Source organism: Paucibacter sp. B2R-40, assembly GCF_025717555.1.
In the GTDB taxonomy this organism is placed as follows: Bacteria; Pseudomonadota; Gammaproteobacteria; order Burkholderiales; family Burkholderiaceae_C; genus Paucibacter_A.
In genome coordinates this window covers 372,362-388,465 of sequence record NZ_JAJIRP010000002.1, presented here as the reverse complement: position 1 = coordinate 388,465, position 16,104 = coordinate 372,362, and the positions used below count along the sequence as shown (strand labels likewise).

The following is a 16,104-nucleotide window of genomic DNA, read 5'->3' as shown; positions in this document are numbered from 1 at the left end:
TGGGCCTGGCCTAGACTGCCGGCCATGCAAGCAAAGACAAACGCCTCCTCAAGTTGGTTTCATTGGTCGCAGTGGATCTGTGCAGGCCCGGAGCGGCGATTCACTTCGGCTGAAATGGAGCGCGGTGGAGACCAGCCATGGCCTTCCGCCATCGACACCTATGTCTACTCCAACGTGTTTGTCTTGCTGGCCATTAACTATCGCGAGTTGCCGAACGGTCTTGCGGTGTATTTCAGCATCGCTGTGCTGGCCTTGACCTGGTTTCTCTTGCGGGTAGCCAAATCGTTGTGGTTGGCGCCGACTCGCTTTCGCCTAAACCTCATCACTTTGTTGACCGTCGTGGCCATGATCGTTGCCGCCCTGGCTTACAAATGGCTTCAAACCGACGAAGCGTTGCGCCAAGAGATTCGGGGGCCATTGATCGCTTGCGTCATGGGGGTCTTGATGGGCTTGGTGGCGTGGTGGTTCTTGACCCTCTACCGAGCACAGCAAATAGAAGGCCGCCTGCGAGAACTCGATCAGCAAGATCGCGCATTGGTGCTGGCCCGCCGCCTCGCGACCGCGCAGATCCAGCCGCACTTTCTGTTCAATACGCTCGCCTCGGTCCAGCATTGGGTCGACACCCAAGACCCTCGCGCCGCCAGCACCTTGCGCTCCTTCACGGCCTATTTGCGCGCCACGCTGCCGATGTTCGAGCGCGAGAGCCTCAGTCTCACCGAGGAACTGCAGATCGTGCGCAGCTATCTGGAGGTGATGCAGGCGCGACTGGGCACAAGATTGCAATGGCAGATCGAAATTGGCCTTGGCGTGGACGAGTCGCTGCAGCTGCCGCCGGGCCTGCTCTTGACCTTGGTGGAAAACGCCATCGGCCACGGCATCGAGCCTGCGCTGCGCGGCGGCAGCATCACTGTCACGGCGACCAGCCCGGTCGAGACTCAGGTCTTGATCGAGGTGCGCGATGACGGTGCCGGCCTGAACAGTGATGCTGTGGACGGTTTGGGCCTGCAGAACTCACGCGAGCGGCTGCAGCAGCTTTATGGTGAACGCGCGCGCCTGACCCTGAAGCCTTTGACTCCCGGTTGTTCGGCAAGCCTGGAGATTCATGCTGTGGAGCCCAAACCATGAAGAACATCAAAGCCCTGATCGCCGACGACGAAGAAGGCCCACGTGAGCAACTGCGCGCTGCCTTGAAGCGCCTGTGGCCGGAGCTGGACATCGTGGCCGCCAGCGAGAACGGCGTCGACGCCTGGGACGACTATCTGGAGCATGAGCCGACCCTGTGCTTGCTGGACATCCGCATGCCCGGTCTGAGCGGGCTGGAGGTGGCGCGGCGCATGAGCGAGCTGGCCGCGCCGCCGCAGGTGGTGTTCGTCAGCGCCTATGGCGACCATGCACTGTCGGCTTTTGAGGCCGGCGCGGTCGACTATTGCCTCAAGCCGGTCGAGGATGCGCGGCTGGCGCAGGCGCTGCAGCGCGTGCAGGCAAGGTTGAGTTCAAGGGCCTCACCGCAGGCCGCTGATTTGCAAAAATTGCTGCAGCATTTGCTGCCCAGCCCCAAGCCAGCGATGCGCCCGATTCAGGCCTCGCTCGGCCGTGAAATCAAGCTGATCGCGCCCGAGGAGGTGATCTATTTCGAGAGCGACAACCGCTACACGAGAGTCGTCTACCAGGGCGGCGAGGCCTTGATCCGCACGCCGCTCAAGGAGCTGCTGGCCGGCTTGGATGCCGAGCAGTTCTGGCAATTGCACCGCAGCGTCTTGGTCAACAGCCGCTGCATCGCCAGCGCGGTGCGGGTGGATGAAAACTCCATGCACGTGACGCTGAAGGGCCGCGAGGAGAAGCTGCCGGTGTCGCGGCAGTTTCAGGGCCTGTTCAAGGGGCAGTAGCCGCAAGATGTTCAATTTCATCCATCCCAAGCCATTGCTGCGCGGCCGCGCTGTGGTCGTGCAGACAGTTCAGCAAAGCGCCTTGAGAACCAGTCTGCCCGATACCTTGATCGCCAAGGCGGGCGTCGACTTGGCCCCCGTGGACCGGGCTCAAAAAACCTCGGGCACCCCGCCATCAAAGTAGCCCTTTGTTGCTGCGATTGACTTTGAGCTGCCTTTGCGAAGAGCTACGGGCAGTCCCCGCTATACAAGTCACATCCTTTAGGCAGAATGGCCCGATCGCTTTCACTCCTACGAGCTCGCACTTATGGCCGCATTGCCCATTCCCCGCTTCGACGAGTTCTACCGTTACGAGCCGCTGACCGAGCTGCTGTTTGCTTATTCGCAGGCCTGCCCGAATCTGGTCTCGGTGCGCTCGATCGGCCGCAGCCATGAGGGCCGCGAGATCTGGGTGCTGGTGCTGACCAATACGGCCACCGGTGCCGATGTCGACAAGCCGGCCTTTTGGTTGGATGGCAATATCCACGCCGCCGAGCTGACCGCCTCGACCACCTGCCTCTACTACCTGCACCACCTGATCTCCGGCTACGGCACCCCGGATGAACAAGGTCGGCAAGTGACCCAACTGCTCGACACCCGCGCTATCTATATGGTGCCGCGCCTGAACCCGGACGGTGCCGAGCTGGCCCTGGCCGACCGGCCGCGCCATATCCGGTCCTCGACCCGGCCCTATCCCTATGACGAGCAGCCGGTCGAGGGCCTGACGCCCGAGGACGTCGACGGCGACGGTCGCATTCTGAGCATGCGCGTGCCCGACCCGCATGGCACTTACAAAAAGCATGCCGACGAACCCCGCCTGCTGGTGGCGCGCGAGCCGGGCGAGTTCGGCGGCGAGTATTACCGCCTGCTGCCCGAGGGGTTCATCAAGAACCACGACGGCCTGACCGTGACGGTCAACAAAGACCGCGAGGGACTGGATCTGAACCGCAACTTCCCGAGCGAATGGCGGCAGGAATACAAGCAGGTCGGCGCCGGCCCCTTCCCGACCAGCGAGCCCGAGGTGCGGGCGATGGTGGAGTTCATCACCACCCACCCGAATATCGGCGCGGCGATCAGTTATCACACCCACAGCGGCGTGATCCTGCGGCCTATGGGCGGGCACAGCGATGACGACATGATCCCCGAGGATCTATGGGCCTATAAGCGCTTCTCCGCCTTGGGCGAAAAGCACAGTGGCTACCCGGCGATCAGCATCTGGCACGACTTCAAATACCACCCCAAGGAAGTCATCACCGGCACGCAGGACTGGGTCTATGAGCATCTGGGTGCGCTGTTCTGGGTGGTGGAGTTGTGGTCGCCGAACAAAGAGGCCGGCATCGAGGGCTATAAATGGATTGACTGGTACCGCGATCACTCGGTCGAAGACGATTTGAAACTGCTCAAATGGAGCGATGAGCAATGCGGCGGCAAGGCCCATGTGGACTGGACCGCCTTTCATCACCCGCAGCTCGGTGACGTCGAGATTGGCGGTTGGGACAAGATGAACTATTGGCGCAATCCGCCACCCTGGTTGCGCGAGCGCGAGGCCGCGCGCTTCCCGGCCTGGATGAACCAGATTGCGCTCAGCCTGCCCAAGCTGGAGTTGCTGCGCACCGAGGTGAGGGCGCTGGGCCCCGACACCTGGCGCATCCGCCTGGCGGTGGCCAATAGCGGCTATCTGCCGGCCTATGTGACCAAGCGGGCGCTGGAGCGCAAGGTCGTGCGCGGCGTGATGTTCGAGATCCATTTGCCTGCGCTTGATCCTACCGTTAGCCTGGTCAGCGGCAAGGAGCGCATGGAAGGCCCGCAGCTCGAAGGACATGGCCCCAAATCCTCGCAGCAGGCCTTTTTGCCCAGCCGCGAGCTGACGGCCGATCGGGCGGTCGGCGAATGGGTGGTGCGTGCGCCCAAGGGCACAAGGCTGGCGCTGACGGCCAGCGCAGAGCGCGCGGGCACGGTGAGGACGGAAGTTAGCTTGGATTGACGCAAGTCCCCCGCTGCACTCGGCCAGCAGGCCCAAGGCCTTGCTGGCTCGTTTTGCAAAGGCCAATCAGGCGCAGCGCTTTTTCAAGCCAAACTCTGCTCGTCCAGCCAGACTTGCATAGTCTCGGGCAGTGCCTCGCGCTCCTCATCCGAGGGCCATGGCGCACCGGCGGCCAACAGCGCTTGCAGCGCGCCCAAGTAGTCGCTCCCGGGCTGAGGCAGATGCACGGCGGCATGTTGCAGGCTGCCCATCACATCGCCGCTAAAGCCGTTGCGCTCTTCCCAGCTGGCGCCGTGAGCTAGCAGCAGTTGCACCAGGGCCGCGTCGCCGTTGAAGGCGGCCTGGTTGAGCGCACTGGCTTGCCAGTCGCCTTGCACCGCGACCGGCCAGCCCAGCGACAGCATCAAGGCCACAGAACTTCGGGCGCGGCGTTGCGCCTGGTCGGGCAGCAGCCTCAGCTCTTGGGCCGTCAGCTGCTGATCAAGCAAGTCGGCTTGCTCTTGCAGCAAGGCGCGAGCGCTCGGCTCATCGGCGGCCGCGCAGGCGGCCAGGAAGCGCTCTCGTGCGGAGGGCAGCTCGGGCTGGGCGCCCTGTGCCGCCAGCAGATCGAGCGCTTCAAGCTCACCCAGCAGCGCCGCCAAGGTGGCCGGCGTGCGGCCCTCGGCGTCGCGTGCTGCAATGTCGGCGCCATGGGCGATCAGCAGGCTCAAGCAGGCCGTTGAGCGGCCCCGGCGCAGCGCATGATGCAAGGCAGTGGCACCCTGGGGGCCGGCTTCATTGACATCGGCGCCTAGGCTGAGTGCCAGGACGAGGCCGGCGGGATCTTCGAAGTCGAGCAGGCGCAATAACGCGTTAGTGCCCTGCCAGCTCGCGCCATGGGCGATCAGCTGACGGATCTGCAGCGCGGCTCGGCCGCGATCGGGGTCCTCGCAGGCGTGATAGAGCGATTCGCCGTCATTGGGTTTTGCGCCGGCGGCCAGCAGTGCGGCGGCGAGGCCGGGGCTTTGCGCCCTGGTGATGGCGCCATAGAGCAGCGGCAGCCCGGGCGGCGTGCTCGCATCTGGCGAGGGCTCCAGGTCGGGGTCGGGCATGCGCAGGGCATGGAGATCGCTGGCAGCTTGCGCACAATCTGCAAGCAAGGCTTGGGCGCTGCGCATCAAGCCGCCCTCCCAGGGCTCACCCAGGCGATGCAGGCTGGAGAAGCACACATAGGCCAAGGCCGGCGCATTGAATGGTGGCAGGCGCTGGCCAGCAGCGGGCACCGCTTCAAGCGTCTCCAGCTCACCCCGCACCAAGGCTAGGGCGGCGCGCAGGCCCGGCGGGCATGGACCACGCAAACGCTGCATCAGCGCCAAGGCTCTTTCCGGCTTCGGGCTGTCCCAGCCCCGGCCCAGCGCCAAAGCCAGGCTGCGCGTGACCAGCGCCGCGTTGTCGAGCTGGCGTGCCTCCTGCTGCGCCATGACGGCGCGGTGCAGGGCGGGCCAGCTGGGGAAGCCCAGTTCGCGTGCAATCACCAGTTGGGCCAGGCTGAGGCTGGGCGGTGCGCCAGCGTCGTCGCGGCGGTAGGGCGCAGCGCGTTCCAGGCTGGGGTGATCAGCGGCACGCCAGGCGCGCAGCAGTTCACGTGCTTGGCGCTTGAGCTGTTGCAGATCGGCAAGTTCGGGGAGCGCGGGAAGTGCCGGAATCGCGGGCAGGGTGGGCTGCGCTGCAGCCCCGTGATGGTTCGTAGACAAGGGAAACCTCCATGCGTGTAAAGCCTGCGATCCGCGCGATCAGGCCGCACAAAGGCAAAACAGCGGGAAGTGAAGTTTGAGCGGACGCGGTCTTGATGAACTCGCGTCCGTCCGGGTGGGCTCAGCCCTGCCTGTGGATCCAGCAGCGCCCCGGCTGGCGCTAGGGTGCAGTGTGCCATAACTGAGAAACAGTGCGGGGGCTGAATGCGGCCCAGGGCCGGATTCGCCTGGTGCAGCTTGGGCCCGCCGACTCAGCCGCTGTCACACACCGTCACACAAGCCAAACAGTTGGCCCACAGACGCCAGGGCGACCTTTCAACACAATCACTACATCGCTTCTCGGGGCAGCAAGCCAACAGGCAAAGCCCCCGCTGAACGAGACTGTTATTGATATTTGAAAGGTTGGACCTCCTATGAAGAAGCAAATCATTGCCATCAGCACGACTTTGGCTTGTTTGACCGGCGCCGGCCTGACCCAAGCGGCCGAGCAAGGCTTTTATGTGGGCGGCGACATCGGCAGCTCCAGCAACAATCTGAAGAGCCCGACCAAGCCCGCCGTCTCCACCGACAAGACCGCCACCAGCTGGGGCGTTTATGGCGGCTATCAGTTCAACAAGTATTTCGCTACCGAACTGGGTGTGACACGCTTGGGCTCAACCCATATCGGCAATGGCGAATCCACCAGCACCAGCTATTCGCTGGACGCCATCGGCCGCCTGCCCTTGAGCGACAAGTTTGCGTTTTACGGTCGTTTGGGCGCCGCCCACAATGAGCGCAGCTATTCGGGCTTTGACAAAAACCATGCGGTGGGCTTCAAGACCGGCCTGGGTATGGAGTACGCGCTCGACAAGAACTGGGCGCTGCGCACCGAGCTGACGCGCTTCAACAATATGCCCACGCAGTCGACCTATGGCAATGCCAGCAATGTGCTGAGCATGGGCGTCAATTACCACTTCTAAGTGTTGGGCAGCTCGGCGGGCCAGCTGATCAGCAGTCTGGCCCCGCCGAGCGGTGCGCTCGCCATGCGGGCCACGCCGCCATGCGCCTCGGCAACCCGCCGCACGATCGCCAGCCCGAGGCCAAAGCCATGTCCGCTGCGCTTGTTCGCCAAACGTTTGAAGGGCGTGAACACATCTTCGCGCTCGGCCACGGGCACGCCCTCGCCATCGTCATCGACCATCAGCAAGACCTGACCCTGCTCGACCGAGGCAGACAGCAAAATCTCGCCCCGCGCATGGCGGGCGGCATTGCGCAGCGCATTGCGCAGGCCATAAGGCAGCAGCCGGGCGTCAAAGCGAACAAGCGGCGGCAAAGTCAGATTGGTTTGCAGCTTCTTGCCGTCCAATAATGGCGCTAGGCTTTGCACTTCGGCAGCCAAGAGCCCGGTCAAGTCGCCCATCTCGCAGCGTGCCTCCAGCGCGCCCATGTCCAGCCTGGCCAGCATCAGGCTGGTGTCGATCAGGGTGTCAAGCTCGTCCAGATCGCGCTCACAAGCCTGCACGGCAAGCTCGCGTTGGGCGGCGTCCTCTTCGTCCACCAAGGCGTCTAGGGCGAAGCGCAGCCGCGCCAAGGGCGTGCGCAGCTCATGTGAAATCGAGCCGGTCAGCTCGCGCTGGCTGGCCAAGGCGCTGGCCAACTTGGCCAGCATCGCGCGCCCTCCGGCCGCGATGGGCGCAAACAAATGGCTTTGGCTTTCCTTGATCGGCTCATCAAAGCGACCAGCCAACATGGCCTCGCCGGCTTCTTGCAAGTGGCGCAGATCACGCCAGGCCGGGCGCATCAGCCACCAGCTCAGCGGCACCACGCTGGCCGCCAGCGCCAAGGCCACGGCCAGTTGCAGCCAAAGCTCGCGCGGCAGCACCCAGCCGTTGCCGGGGTGGTTGTCGGCATTCAGGGGCCCCAAGCGCAAGATCTGCGGATCGCCGGGTGCGATGCCGGCGTAGATCAGCCGGTTGAAACCCTGCACCAGCAACTCGCCGCGCGCCAGCCGATCACGGTCGGCGGTACCCAGACGTTTTGGCAGGCTGTCGGCCGAAATGATCTGAACCGGGTAGACGAACAGCTCGTCCAGCTGCTTGACGCGTTGCAGGCGGGTGGCGCTGTCCAGCGGCCGCAGTTCTTGCACCAGCATGGTGGCCGTGCCGCGCATGAAGCGGCGCACATAGTCGTCACTGATTTCGTCCACGGCCAGCAGCACCACGCCTTGCACCAGCAGCACCAGCGCCAACACCGCCAGGCCCAAGCCCAGCGCCAGGCGAGTCAGGGGGTGGTTAATTTTTGGCAAAGAGATAACCCTGAGCGCGTACGGTCTTGATGTACTCCACGGCCCCGAGCTTTCTGCGCAGGCGCGAGATGCGCGCATCGATTGCACGGTCCAGGCCATCAAACTCCAGGCCGCGCAGGCCTTGCATGATGTCGTCGCGCGTGACGACCGTGCCGGCGCGCTCGGCCAGGAAGAGCAGCAGGTCAAACTCGGCGGTTGTCAGCTCGACCTCTGCGCTCGCCAAAACGACCGAACGCGCAGCGGGCTTGATCAGCAGCTCGCCGAAGCGCAGCTCACCGATCTCGTCGGAGAGTGCCGGTGCCGGCGCATCGCGACGCAGCAAGGCCTTGAGCCGCGCCAACAGCACGCGCGGAGAGACCGGCTTGGTGATGTAGTCGTCGGCGCCGCCGTCCAGGCCCATCACCTGATCGATGTCATCGTCGCGGGCGGTCAGCATCACGATGCGGCCGGCAAAGTCACGCCGCACATCGCGCAGCACGTCAAAGCCGTCTTTGTCCGGCAGATGGCCGTCCAGCAGCACCAGATCGAAACCCCCGGCGCGCATCATGGCCTCGCCTTCCAGGCCGCTGGCGCTATGGCTGACTAGGTAGCCGGCCTTGCTCAGGCTGGCGACAACCAGCTCGGCCAGGCGAGCATCGTCCTCGACCAAGAGCAAGCGTGCTGCAGTTTCAGCCGTCATTTCTTCCCAGCTCCGTCTTGTTCGGCCGCCGCCTGCATCGCCTCTTTCCACATCCGTGCCGGCAAAAAGGTGCGCAGCTGTTCCATCGCGCGCTCAATCAGCTCGGGGTGCAATTCATGGCCGATGTCGGGCAGGACATCGGCTGTGATGTCGGCGCCTAACTGCACTAGTCTACGGGCCGCGCTGACCTGGTCTTGATAGGGCAAGACACCGTCCAGTTGGCCGTGCAGAATATGCAGGCTCACCTCATGTGGCGCATGGGCCGGCGGTGTGGCGTAGGCGCCTGAGAAGGCCAGCACCCGACCCACCAATTGCGCCTCGGCCTGCGCAGCCTCTAAGGCCAGCACTGCGCCCTGCGAGAAGCCGCCCAGAGCGACATGCTGCCAGGGCAAGTCCCACTGCGCCGCCCAGCTGCGCACGGTGGCGATGAAGGCGGGCAGGGCGGCCTGCACGCGCTCGGCGTGGTTGTCGTCATTGCATCCATCGAGGTCATACCACTGCTGGCCGCCTTCTACGGGCAAAGTTGCATTGAGCGCCAGCACGGCGGCTTGCGGGTATTGCGCCCGCAGTGCTTGCGCCAGCGGCCGCATCTGCGCTGCATCGGCACCGGCCCCATGCAGGAGCAGGAACAGCAACTCGGGCTGGCCCTTGTCGGGCAGCATGGCGACGGCGCGCGAGGCGAAGGGGGCAGGCGAGGCTTTGTTCATGTGCCGATTGTCGCCGCCCGAGAGTGGTTCAGGATCGGTTGCGGTCGTTATCGCGGTGGCCGATCAGCCGCACCAAGGTCGCGCGCAGCTTGGGCGCGTCAATCGGCTTGGTGAGGAACTCGTTCATGCCCGAGGCCAGCGCCTCGTCGCGCTCCGAGATCAGCGCCGCTGCAGTCAAGGCGATGATGGGCAGCTCTTCGGCGCCGAAGCGCCGGCGCACCTCGCGCGTCGCCTCGTGCCCGCTCATCACCGGCATCTGCACATCCATCAGCACCGCGTCAAAAGGCTTGCCCATGCTGGCTGCGGCAAGAATAGCCTCGACCGCCTGGGCACCGTCGATAGCCTGCGCCACCTCCAGCCCCCATTGCTGCAGCTGCGCGACGGCAATCATCATATTGACCGGGTGGTCTTCCACCATCAGCACGCGCAGGCCTTGCAGGTCTTCATTATTGCGGGCCTCGCGCGGCTGGTTGCTGATCGGCGTGGGTGCTGCCGGCAGCGGCAGCTCGGCCCAGAAGGTCGAGCCCTTGCCCAATTCGCTCAGCACGCCGACCTCGCCCCCCATCAGCGTGGCCAACTCGCGGCAGATCGACAAACCCAGGCCGGTGCCGCCGTAGCGGCGCGTGGTCGATTCATCGGCCTGCGTGAAGGGCTGGAACAAGCGCTCATGCATGGACGGCGCGATGCCGGGGCCGGTGTCTATCACTTCAATGCGCACCCGCTCATGGGCCGAACTCAAGACCCGCACGGCCACCGAGCCGGTCTCGGTGAACTTCAAGGCATTCGACAAATAGTTGCTGAGGATTTGTCGGATGCGCACCTGGTCGCCCACCACCCAGGCCGGCACATCGGCGTCCACATCGATCTGAAACGCCAGCCGGTGCGCTTGCGCCAGCGTGAAGTAAGCCATGCGCATGGTAGACAACATATCGCGCAAACCGAACGGTGCCGCTTCCAGCGTCAGGCGGCCGGCTTCGATCTTGGACAGGTCCAGAATGTCCGAGATCAGGCCCGACAGGCTTTCGGCGCTGTCCAGCATCTGGTCCAGATAATTGCGCCGCGTGGCCTCGCTCAGATCGGGCTGTTGCAACATGCGCGCCAAGCCCAGCAGGCCGTTCAGCGGCGTGCGGATCTCATGGCTGGTATTGGCCAGAAAGGCGCTCTTGGCGCGGCTGGCTGCCTGCGCTTCGTCCTTGGCTTGGGCGAGTGCGGCCTCGACGCGGCGGCGCTCGGTGATGTCTTCCAGAATCCAGATCGTGCCACCCCGGCTCGGGTGATGCGGGTCCACCGCTTTGGCCAGCAAGCGGCATAAGAACGTGCTGCCGTCGCGCCGGCGCATGGTTTGCTCGGTCTCGACTTGCTCGCCCGCTTCCAGCTTCAAGCCCAGCTCCTGGCCGACGTTCTGGTAGCTCTCTTTGCTGGGCCAGACCACGCTGCCATGCTGGCCGATCAGGCTGCCGCCGGGCCAGCCGAACATCTCCTCTACCAAGCGATTGACCTGCACAAAATGCTGGTCGCGCGTCAAGGTGATGCCAATCGAGGCGTTCTCCAAGATGGCCTGATGCACCAGGCGGCTGCGCTCGGACTCGCTCACATCGCGCGAGTTGGTGACCAGGTATTGCTGTCCGTCCATGGCAAAAGGCGCGGCCGACAGCAGAATTGAAATCGGCTCGCCCGCCTTGTTCAGCAAGGTCACCGGGAACTCGTCGCAGCGCCCGTTCAGGCGTATCAAATCCAATACATGGTCGCGTTCGTCCAGGTTTTGCCAGATCCCTAACTCATCCGCCGTACGGCCCAGCACTTCTTCGCTGCTATAGCCGCTCAGGCGCTCAAAAGTCTTGTTGACCATCGCATAGCGGCCCGAACTCATCTCGGTCAGCGTGATGACGTCGGGGCTGGTGGCGACCAGGTGCGAGAGCAGGCCTTCGGAGCGGCGCAGCGCATCCTGGGCGCGCGACTGCTCGGTCTGGTCGATGAAAAAGCTCAAGGTCGCCGGGCCGCTGGTGGCGTCGACGCGCACGCTGGTGGCCGACACCAGGCGGCGGCGCCGGGACAAGGTGCGCAGGCGGAACTCCGCCATCGGCAACATGCCGCCGACGGCCATCGCCTCGATCTTGGCGGCGCGTTGGCGCGCGCGCTCATCGTCGCCGGGCTCGTAATGCGAGAACAGATCTTGGCCAATCATGCTGCTGCGCTGGGTGTAGCCGAACATCGCCATCGCGGCCGGGTTGGCATCGAGCACGCGGCCCCAGCGGTGCAGCACCAAAGGGCTGGGCGAGCGGCGAAACAGCTCGCGGTAGCGCGTCTCGGTGGCGTGCACGGCGTTCTCGGCCTGCACTTCGTCGGTGACGTCACGCCCCACGCCCCAATAGCCGCGGAAATTGCCCTGGCTGTCAAAGCGTGGCTCGCCGCTGATGGACACATAGACAACGCCGCCGTCCAAGGCGCGCCGGCGCGCCACCATGCCGTGGAAAGGGCGGTGCGACTCCAGGTCGGCGCGGTGTGCGTCCATGTCTTCGTCGCTGACGCCCAGGTTCTCGATCTCCCACGGCGTCTTGCCCAGGCGCGCTTGCAGGTCCAGCCCCGATTTGCCGGGCGTGTCTTCGGCCAAATGGGTGAAGCGGTAGTCGCGGTTCATCTCCCAATACCAATCGGCCGCCATGCTCAAAAGGCCGCGAAAGCGCGCATTGCGCTCGGCCGCCTCTTTGGTGGAGCGCTGCACCATGCGCAGCATGGCGTAGCCCAGAATCAGCCCGACGACGATCAACAAGCAGTGGGTGGCAATGCGCAGCGGCAGGCTGGACAGCGCAACGGCGCTGCTATGCCAGCCCTGCAACTCGGCCCAGCCCAAGCCCAGTACGGCGGCCAGACTGAAAGCGGCCAGCGCCATGCCGACGCGCAGCCCGAGCATGGCGGTCGAGAAGGCCGCCAGCAGGCCCAGCACTGACAAACTCAGCGAGTACAGACCGGTGCCACGCGACACCGCGATCAGCACGGTCAAGCCCATCACCAGGCCCATGGTCGAGAGCACGGCCAACATGCCCAGGCGGCGCGGCAGGCGCCACAAGGCAATCAGGCTCAAGAATGCAATGGCGGCAGCGGCGGCGGGTGGCAGCAGGCCACTGAGCATCTCATCGCTTTGGCGGCCCAGCAGCAGCACGCATGCAGCGGCCAGCAAAATGGCACCGGCCGCACCGAGAAACAGCCGCGCCGCGTGCCAGCGCAAATTGCGCTCCATCAGCGCTTGCTGATCGGCCGGGCTCAGCTCCTGGCCCACCAGGCTGCTCAAATCGTCTTGGGGTTCCTTGCTCACTTTGCCAACCGCTTCGCTCAACTTAGTTCAACGCGCGAGTCTCTCCGACAAATTGGCGCTTGACCATTGGGTTAGCACCTGAATCGGGGTCTAAATCATTGCCGGCGAGCATATTGGGCATTTGTGCACAGGCCAAGACATCAGCCCTGAGGTGTATTGCGAGCCCGGTTCAGTTGCTCGCGGGTTTGCAGCGCCACCCGGCGGGCGGCAGCGGCAAAGTCCTCGCCCGAACTGGCATAGAGCACCGCGCGCGAGCTGCTGACGATGATGGGCGCCGTTGGCTTCCAGCCCGCTTGCACCGTCGCCTCGGCGTCGCCGCCCTGCGCGCCCACACCCGGAATCAGCAGCGGCAGCGTTGGCGCGAGCTCGCGCACGCGGGCGATCTCGGCCGGAAACGTGGCGCCAACCACCAGGCCCAGCTGACCATTCTTGTTCCAGTCGGTCTGCGCCAAACGGGCTAAATGTTCGTACAGCTTCGGGTTGCCCGGCACATCGGCCAGGCGCTGGTTCTGCCAGTCGCTGCCGCCCGGATTGGACGTGCGGCAGAGCAGAATGGCGCCCTTGTCCGGGTAGCGCAGATAGGGCTCGATCGAATCGAAGCCCATGAAGGGTGACAGCGTCACGGCGTCGGCCTGGTAGCGCTCGAAGGCTTCTTTGGCATATTGCTCGGCGGTCGAGCCGATGTCGCCGCGCTTGGCGTCCAGGATCACCGGCACATGGGGTGCCACGCGCTTGATGTGGGCCATCAATTGCTCCAGCTGCGCTTCGGCGCGGTGGGCGGCGAAGTAGGCGATTTGCGGTTTGAAGGCAATCACCAGGTCCTTGGTGGCGTCCACAATCGCGGCGCAAAACTCATAGATGCGGCCCGCGTCGCCCTTCCAGCTGCCGGGGAACTTGGCCGGTTCCGGGTCCAGCCCCACACAGAGCAGCGAGTCGTTGAGGGCTTCGGCTTGTTTGAGTTGCTGGATGAAGTTCATGGGCGTGTTTTTCTGCATCGTTTAAGGTGCCGTATTGTCCAGGGTTTTATTCGAGGGATGGCTGCATGCTTGTTTTGACGACCGCCAGATTGCGCTTGCGCTGGTTTGCACCCGGTGACGAGGACTATGTCTTGGAGCAACTTCAGCAGGACTCCTGGAAGCTCAATATCAATGACCCCGGCGTGCGCGATCTCGGCGCCGCCCGGTTCTGGATGGACGAAAAGCTGATCCGGCCCTGCTGGGAAAAAGGCTTGGGGCTGTGGGCGGTTGAACTGCTTGATGACAGCACCGTCCTCGGTATGTGCGGCATCCTGCAGCGCGACTATTTGCCGGTGCCGGACATTGGCTACGCCTTTTTGCCGCGCTTTTGGGGCAAGGGCTATGCCCGCGAGGCGGCCAAGGCCTGCCTGGACTATGCGCGCGAGGTGATGGGCGAACCCAGGCTGATGGCGTCAACGGCACCGAGCAACGACGCTTCGGGCCGGCTGCTCGAGAGTTTGGGCCTGCGCTATCTGGAGACCACGCAGTTTGCCGGCGTCGAGGGCTTGAGCAAGGTCTATTCGATGGAAGGGGTGCCCTCGTCCGGCGACGAGGACGACCACATAGCCGACCTGCTGCGGCGCTTTTTTGCCGTCTTCAACAACCAGGACGGCCGCAACCCCCGCCTGGCGGCCCTGCCCTATATGCTGGCGCCGCAGGCCGTCATCAGCCGCGCCGATGACGCCGGCCTGCACCGGATGACGGTCGAGGAATTTGTGCAGCCGCGCGCCGAGTTGCTGCGCCCGGGCGGGCGCTTGGCAGCGTTTGATGAGGCAATCGTTGAGCAGCGCATCGACCGCCATGGCCGCATCGCCCAGGCTTGGCTGCGCTACCGCAAGCAGGGAGTTCTCGACGGCGAGGCCTTCGAGGCCGAGGGCATCAAGACCGTGCAACTGCTCAATACCGGCCGGCGCTGGCAGATTGCGGCGTTGGCGTGGGAAGACCTGGCCTGAGCGGCAAGATTCAACGCGCTTTCCACGGCGCATACATCTCCTCCGGGCAGCTGGCCAATATCGATTCCGGCATCACCTGTGCGCCGCCGCCATAGAGCTGACGGAACTTCATCATGAGCGGCTGCCAGCGCTGCGGGTCGATGCGATCAGCGTGGTCGTCCTGCAGGATGGAGGCATGCACATGGGCGCGAACGATACGCAGCTCGACCATCGCACTGGGAATGGGCAGTCGCGGGTCCTGCGTGCCAAACGGCCGCACGTCCACCACCTCGGCCTCCAGCTGGACCTGGCATTCCTGCACGCGCGGAGGCGCGACCTGCTCCGAGGGCTGCGCTCGCAAACCCGCCTGCGCGAACTTGTCCGCCACATGGCGGTAGCCCAGCCATTGCTTGTGCATGGGCAGGGGCGAAGTGCCCGAGGTCAGTGCCAGCCGGTTGACTGCGTCGGCCTCGTTCACGCTGGCCAGATTGAGCACGCATTCGCGCTGGCGGCGCAGGTTGGCCAGGGTCTGCGAGCTGGCGTCCAGGCCCAGCATGCAGCTCCAGCCCAGCCACCAGGCCGAGGACATCGGCGCCAAGTTGGCCGAACCGTCTTCGTTCAGGCTGCTGATGATGAGGACCGGCGTACCCCAGTAGTGGATGGCGGGCTCTATGGTTCTGTGCATTTGACAACTCCTCCAGGCTAACGAGTCATGGGAGCGCACAGTGTTGCGGCTCTTTTTAGAGCGGTCAGCCCGTTTCTTGCGCAGGCTTGGGCGCCAATCGTCACGATGCAGAAGCTATGCTTGCGCCTGAACTGGGAGTGACTCGCATGGACCAAGCCGATAAATTGCAGGATGAAATGTTGGTGGCGATCGCCAGCCGGGGCGGCGCACGCAACTATCCGGCGCATGCCGTGTTGATCAACGAGGGTGATCAATCAGATGCCTTTTTTATCCTGTTGGCGGGCCGGGTCAAGGTTTACGGCGCCGGCGACGATGGCCGCGAAGTGATCTACAACACCCTTGGGCCGGGTGAGTATTTTGGCGAGTTGAGCCTGCTGGACGGCGCGCCGCGCTCGGCCTCGGTGGCCAGTTTGGAGCCGCTGCGTTGCGTGCTGGTGCACGGAGCGGACATGCGGGAATTCCTGGCCCAGCACCCCGACTTTGCCTTTCACTTGATTCACCGGCTGGCGACGCTGCTGCGTCGCTCGACCGAGAACGTCAAGAGCCTGGCACTGGACGATGTCTATCAACGGGTGGCGCGCATGCTCAATGAATTGGCCGGCGCCGAAACCCCGGGCGGTGGGCCCCGGCTGGTGTCACTCAAGCTGACGCAGCAAGATATCGCCGAGCGGGTCGGCTCTTCGCGAGAGATGATCAGCCGGATCTTCAAGCAGTTGCTGCAAGGCGGCTATGTCGAGCAGCGCGATGGGCGTCTGGTCTTGTTGAAGAAGTTGCCGGCGGGGTGGTAGCGGACATTGCTGCGTCAGTGAGTTTTGTTTTTGCAGATGCCCGCAAAACTTAAGCTCG

General features: G+C 64.4%; 14 protein-coding genes. 7 read left to right on the top strand and 7 right to left on the bottom strand.

What is annotated here, in order from left to right:
• Window positions 1–24: 24 nt before the first annotated feature.
• From LNV09_RS05620 to LNV09_RS05605, 4 genes are all read left to right on the top strand, one after another.
• Complete coding sequence (locus tag LNV09_RS05620) at window positions 25–1,125, top strand: sensor histidine kinase (protein WP_263556099.1); 1,101 nt, start codon at window positions 25–27, stop codon at window positions 1,123–1,125.
• Complete coding sequence (locus tag LNV09_RS05615; RefSeq protein ID WP_263556098.1) at window positions 1,122–1,886, top strand: LytR/AlgR family response regulator transcription factor; 765 nt, start codon at window positions 1,122–1,124, stop codon at window positions 1,884–1,886. The genes LNV09_RS05620 and LNV09_RS05615 overlap by 4 nt, the downstream gene beginning before the upstream one ends.
• A 7-nt stretch (window positions 1,887–1,893) precedes the next feature.
• The gene (locus LNV09_RS05610) at window positions 1,894–2,070 is read left to right on the top strand and encodes a hypothetical protein (RefSeq protein ID WP_263556097.1); all 177 of its coding nucleotides are present in this window, start codon (window positions 1,894–1,896) and stop codon (window positions 2,068–2,070) included.
• A 123-nt stretch (window positions 2,071–2,193) separates the two neighbouring features.
• Window positions 2,194–3,909 carry a M14 family metallopeptidase gene (locus tag LNV09_RS05605; RefSeq protein ID WP_263556096.1) on the top strand — a complete coding sequence of 572 codons (1,716 nt, stop codon included), beginning with the start codon at window positions 2,194–2,196 and terminating at the stop codon, window positions 3,907–3,909.
• An 83-nt stretch (window positions 3,910–3,992) separates the two neighbouring features.
• Here LNV09_RS05605 and LNV09_RS05600 read toward each other — a convergent pair whose 3' ends face one another.
• Complete coding sequence (locus tag LNV09_RS05600) at window positions 3,993–5,642, bottom strand: ankyrin repeat domain-containing protein (RefSeq protein WP_263556095.1); 1,650 nt, start codon at window positions 5,640–5,642, stop codon at window positions 3,993–3,995.
• Between the two features lie 413 nt (window positions 5,643–6,055).
• Between LNV09_RS05600 and LNV09_RS05595 the strand changes: the two genes are divergently transcribed.
• Window positions 6,056–6,601: an outer membrane beta-barrel protein gene (locus LNV09_RS05595; RefSeq protein ID WP_263556094.1), complete on the top strand. Its 546-nt coding sequence runs from the start codon at window positions 6,056–6,058 to the stop codon at window positions 6,599–6,601.
• Here the strand turns inward: LNV09_RS05595 and LNV09_RS05590 are convergent.
• The 5 genes from LNV09_RS05590 to pyrF all read right to left on the bottom strand — a co-directional run bounded on the left by LNV09_RS05590 (window position 6,598) and on the right by pyrF (window position 13,602).
• Window positions 6,598–7,926, bottom strand: a complete 1,329-nt coding sequence (locus LNV09_RS05590; protein WP_263556093.1) for an ATP-binding protein — start codon at window positions 7,924–7,926, stop codon at window positions 6,598–6,600. The genes LNV09_RS05595 and LNV09_RS05590 overlap by 4 nt on opposite strands.
• Window positions 7,913–8,605: a response regulator gene (locus LNV09_RS05585; protein WP_263556092.1), complete on the bottom strand. Its 693-nt coding sequence runs from the start codon at window positions 8,603–8,605 to the stop codon at window positions 7,913–7,915. The genes LNV09_RS05590 and LNV09_RS05585 overlap by 14 nt, the downstream gene beginning before the upstream one ends.
• Window positions 8,602–9,312, bottom strand: a complete 711-nt coding sequence (gene ypfH, locus LNV09_RS05580; protein WP_263556091.1) for an esterase — start codon at window positions 9,310–9,312, stop codon at window positions 8,602–8,604. The genes LNV09_RS05585 and ypfH overlap by 4 nt, the downstream gene beginning before the upstream one ends.
• Window positions 9,313–9,340: 28 nt before the next feature.
• Window positions 9,341–12,625 carry a PAS domain-containing hybrid sensor histidine kinase/response regulator gene (locus LNV09_RS05575; protein WP_263556090.1) on the bottom strand — a complete coding sequence of 1,095 codons (3,285 nt, stop codon included), beginning with the start codon at window positions 12,623–12,625 and terminating at the stop codon, window positions 9,341–9,343.
• A 140-nt stretch (window positions 12,626–12,765) separates the two neighbouring features.
• Window positions 12,766–13,602 (bottom strand): orotidine-5'-phosphate decarboxylase, encoded by an 837-nt coding sequence (pyrF, locus tag LNV09_RS05570; protein WP_263556089.1) that lies wholly within the window; start codon window positions 13,600–13,602, stop codon window positions 12,766–12,768.
• A gap of 65 nt (window positions 13,603–13,667) precedes the next feature.
• Between pyrF and LNV09_RS05565 the strand changes: the two genes are divergently transcribed.
• Window positions 13,668–14,594: a GNAT family N-acetyltransferase gene (locus LNV09_RS05565; protein ID WP_263556088.1), complete on the top strand. Its 927-nt coding sequence runs from the start codon at window positions 13,668–13,670 to the stop codon at window positions 14,592–14,594.
• A gap of 10 nt (window positions 14,595–14,604) precedes the next feature.
• Here LNV09_RS05565 and LNV09_RS05560 read toward each other — a convergent pair whose 3' ends face one another.
• Window positions 14,605–15,258 carry a flavin reductase family protein gene (locus LNV09_RS05560; RefSeq protein WP_263556087.1) on the bottom strand — a complete coding sequence of 218 codons (654 nt, stop codon included), beginning with the start codon at window positions 15,256–15,258 and terminating at the stop codon, window positions 14,605–14,607.
• 146 nt (window positions 15,259–15,404) lie between these two features.
• Between LNV09_RS05560 and LNV09_RS05555 the strand changes: the two genes are divergently transcribed.
• Window positions 15,405–16,046, top strand: a complete 642-nt coding sequence (locus LNV09_RS05555; protein ID WP_263556086.1) for a Crp/Fnr family transcriptional regulator — start codon at window positions 15,405–15,407, stop codon at window positions 16,044–16,046.
• Window positions 16,047–16,104 lie beyond the last annotated feature (58 nt).

Bases quoted from the DNA above. Each gene is read 5' to 3' on its own strand.
- LNV09_RS05565 (WP_263556088.1), top strand. From the start codon at position 13,668: ATGCTTGTTTTGACGACCGCCAGATTGCGCTTGCGCTGGTTTGCACCC.
- LNV09_RS05585 (WP_263556092.1), bottom strand. From the start codon at position 8,605: ATGACGGCTGAAACTGCAGCACGCTTGCTCTTGGTCGAGGACGATGCT.
- LNV09_RS05555 (WP_263556086.1), top strand. From the start codon at position 15,405: ATGGACCAAGCCGATAAATTGCAGGATGAAATGTTGGTGGCGATCGCC.
- LNV09_RS05560 (WP_263556087.1), bottom strand. From the start codon at position 15,258: ATGCACAGAACCATAGAGCCCGCCATCCACTACTGGGGTACGCCGGTC.
- ypfH (WP_263556091.1), bottom strand. From the start codon at position 9,312: ATGAACAAAGCCTCGCCTGCCCCCTTCGCCTCGCGCGCCGTCGCCATG.
- LNV09_RS05605 (WP_263556096.1), top strand. From the start codon at position 2,194: ATGGCCGCATTGCCCATTCCCCGCTTCGACGAGTTCTACCGTTACGAG.
- pyrF (WP_263556089.1), bottom strand. From the start codon at position 13,602: ATGAACTTCATCCAGCAACTCAAACAAGCCGAAGCCCTCAACGACTCG.
- LNV09_RS05615 (WP_263556098.1), top strand. From the start codon at position 1,122: ATGAAGAACATCAAAGCCCTGATCGCCGACGACGAAGAAGGCCCACGT.
- LNV09_RS05620 (WP_263556099.1), top strand. From the start codon at position 25: ATGCAAGCAAAGACAAACGCCTCCTCAAGTTGGTTTCATTGGTCGCAG.
- LNV09_RS05610 (WP_263556097.1), top strand. From the start codon at position 1,894: ATGTTCAATTTCATCCATCCCAAGCCATTGCTGCGCGGCCGCGCTGTG.
- LNV09_RS05595 (WP_263556094.1), top strand. From the start codon at position 6,056: ATGAAGAAGCAAATCATTGCCATCAGCACGACTTTGGCTTGTTTGACC.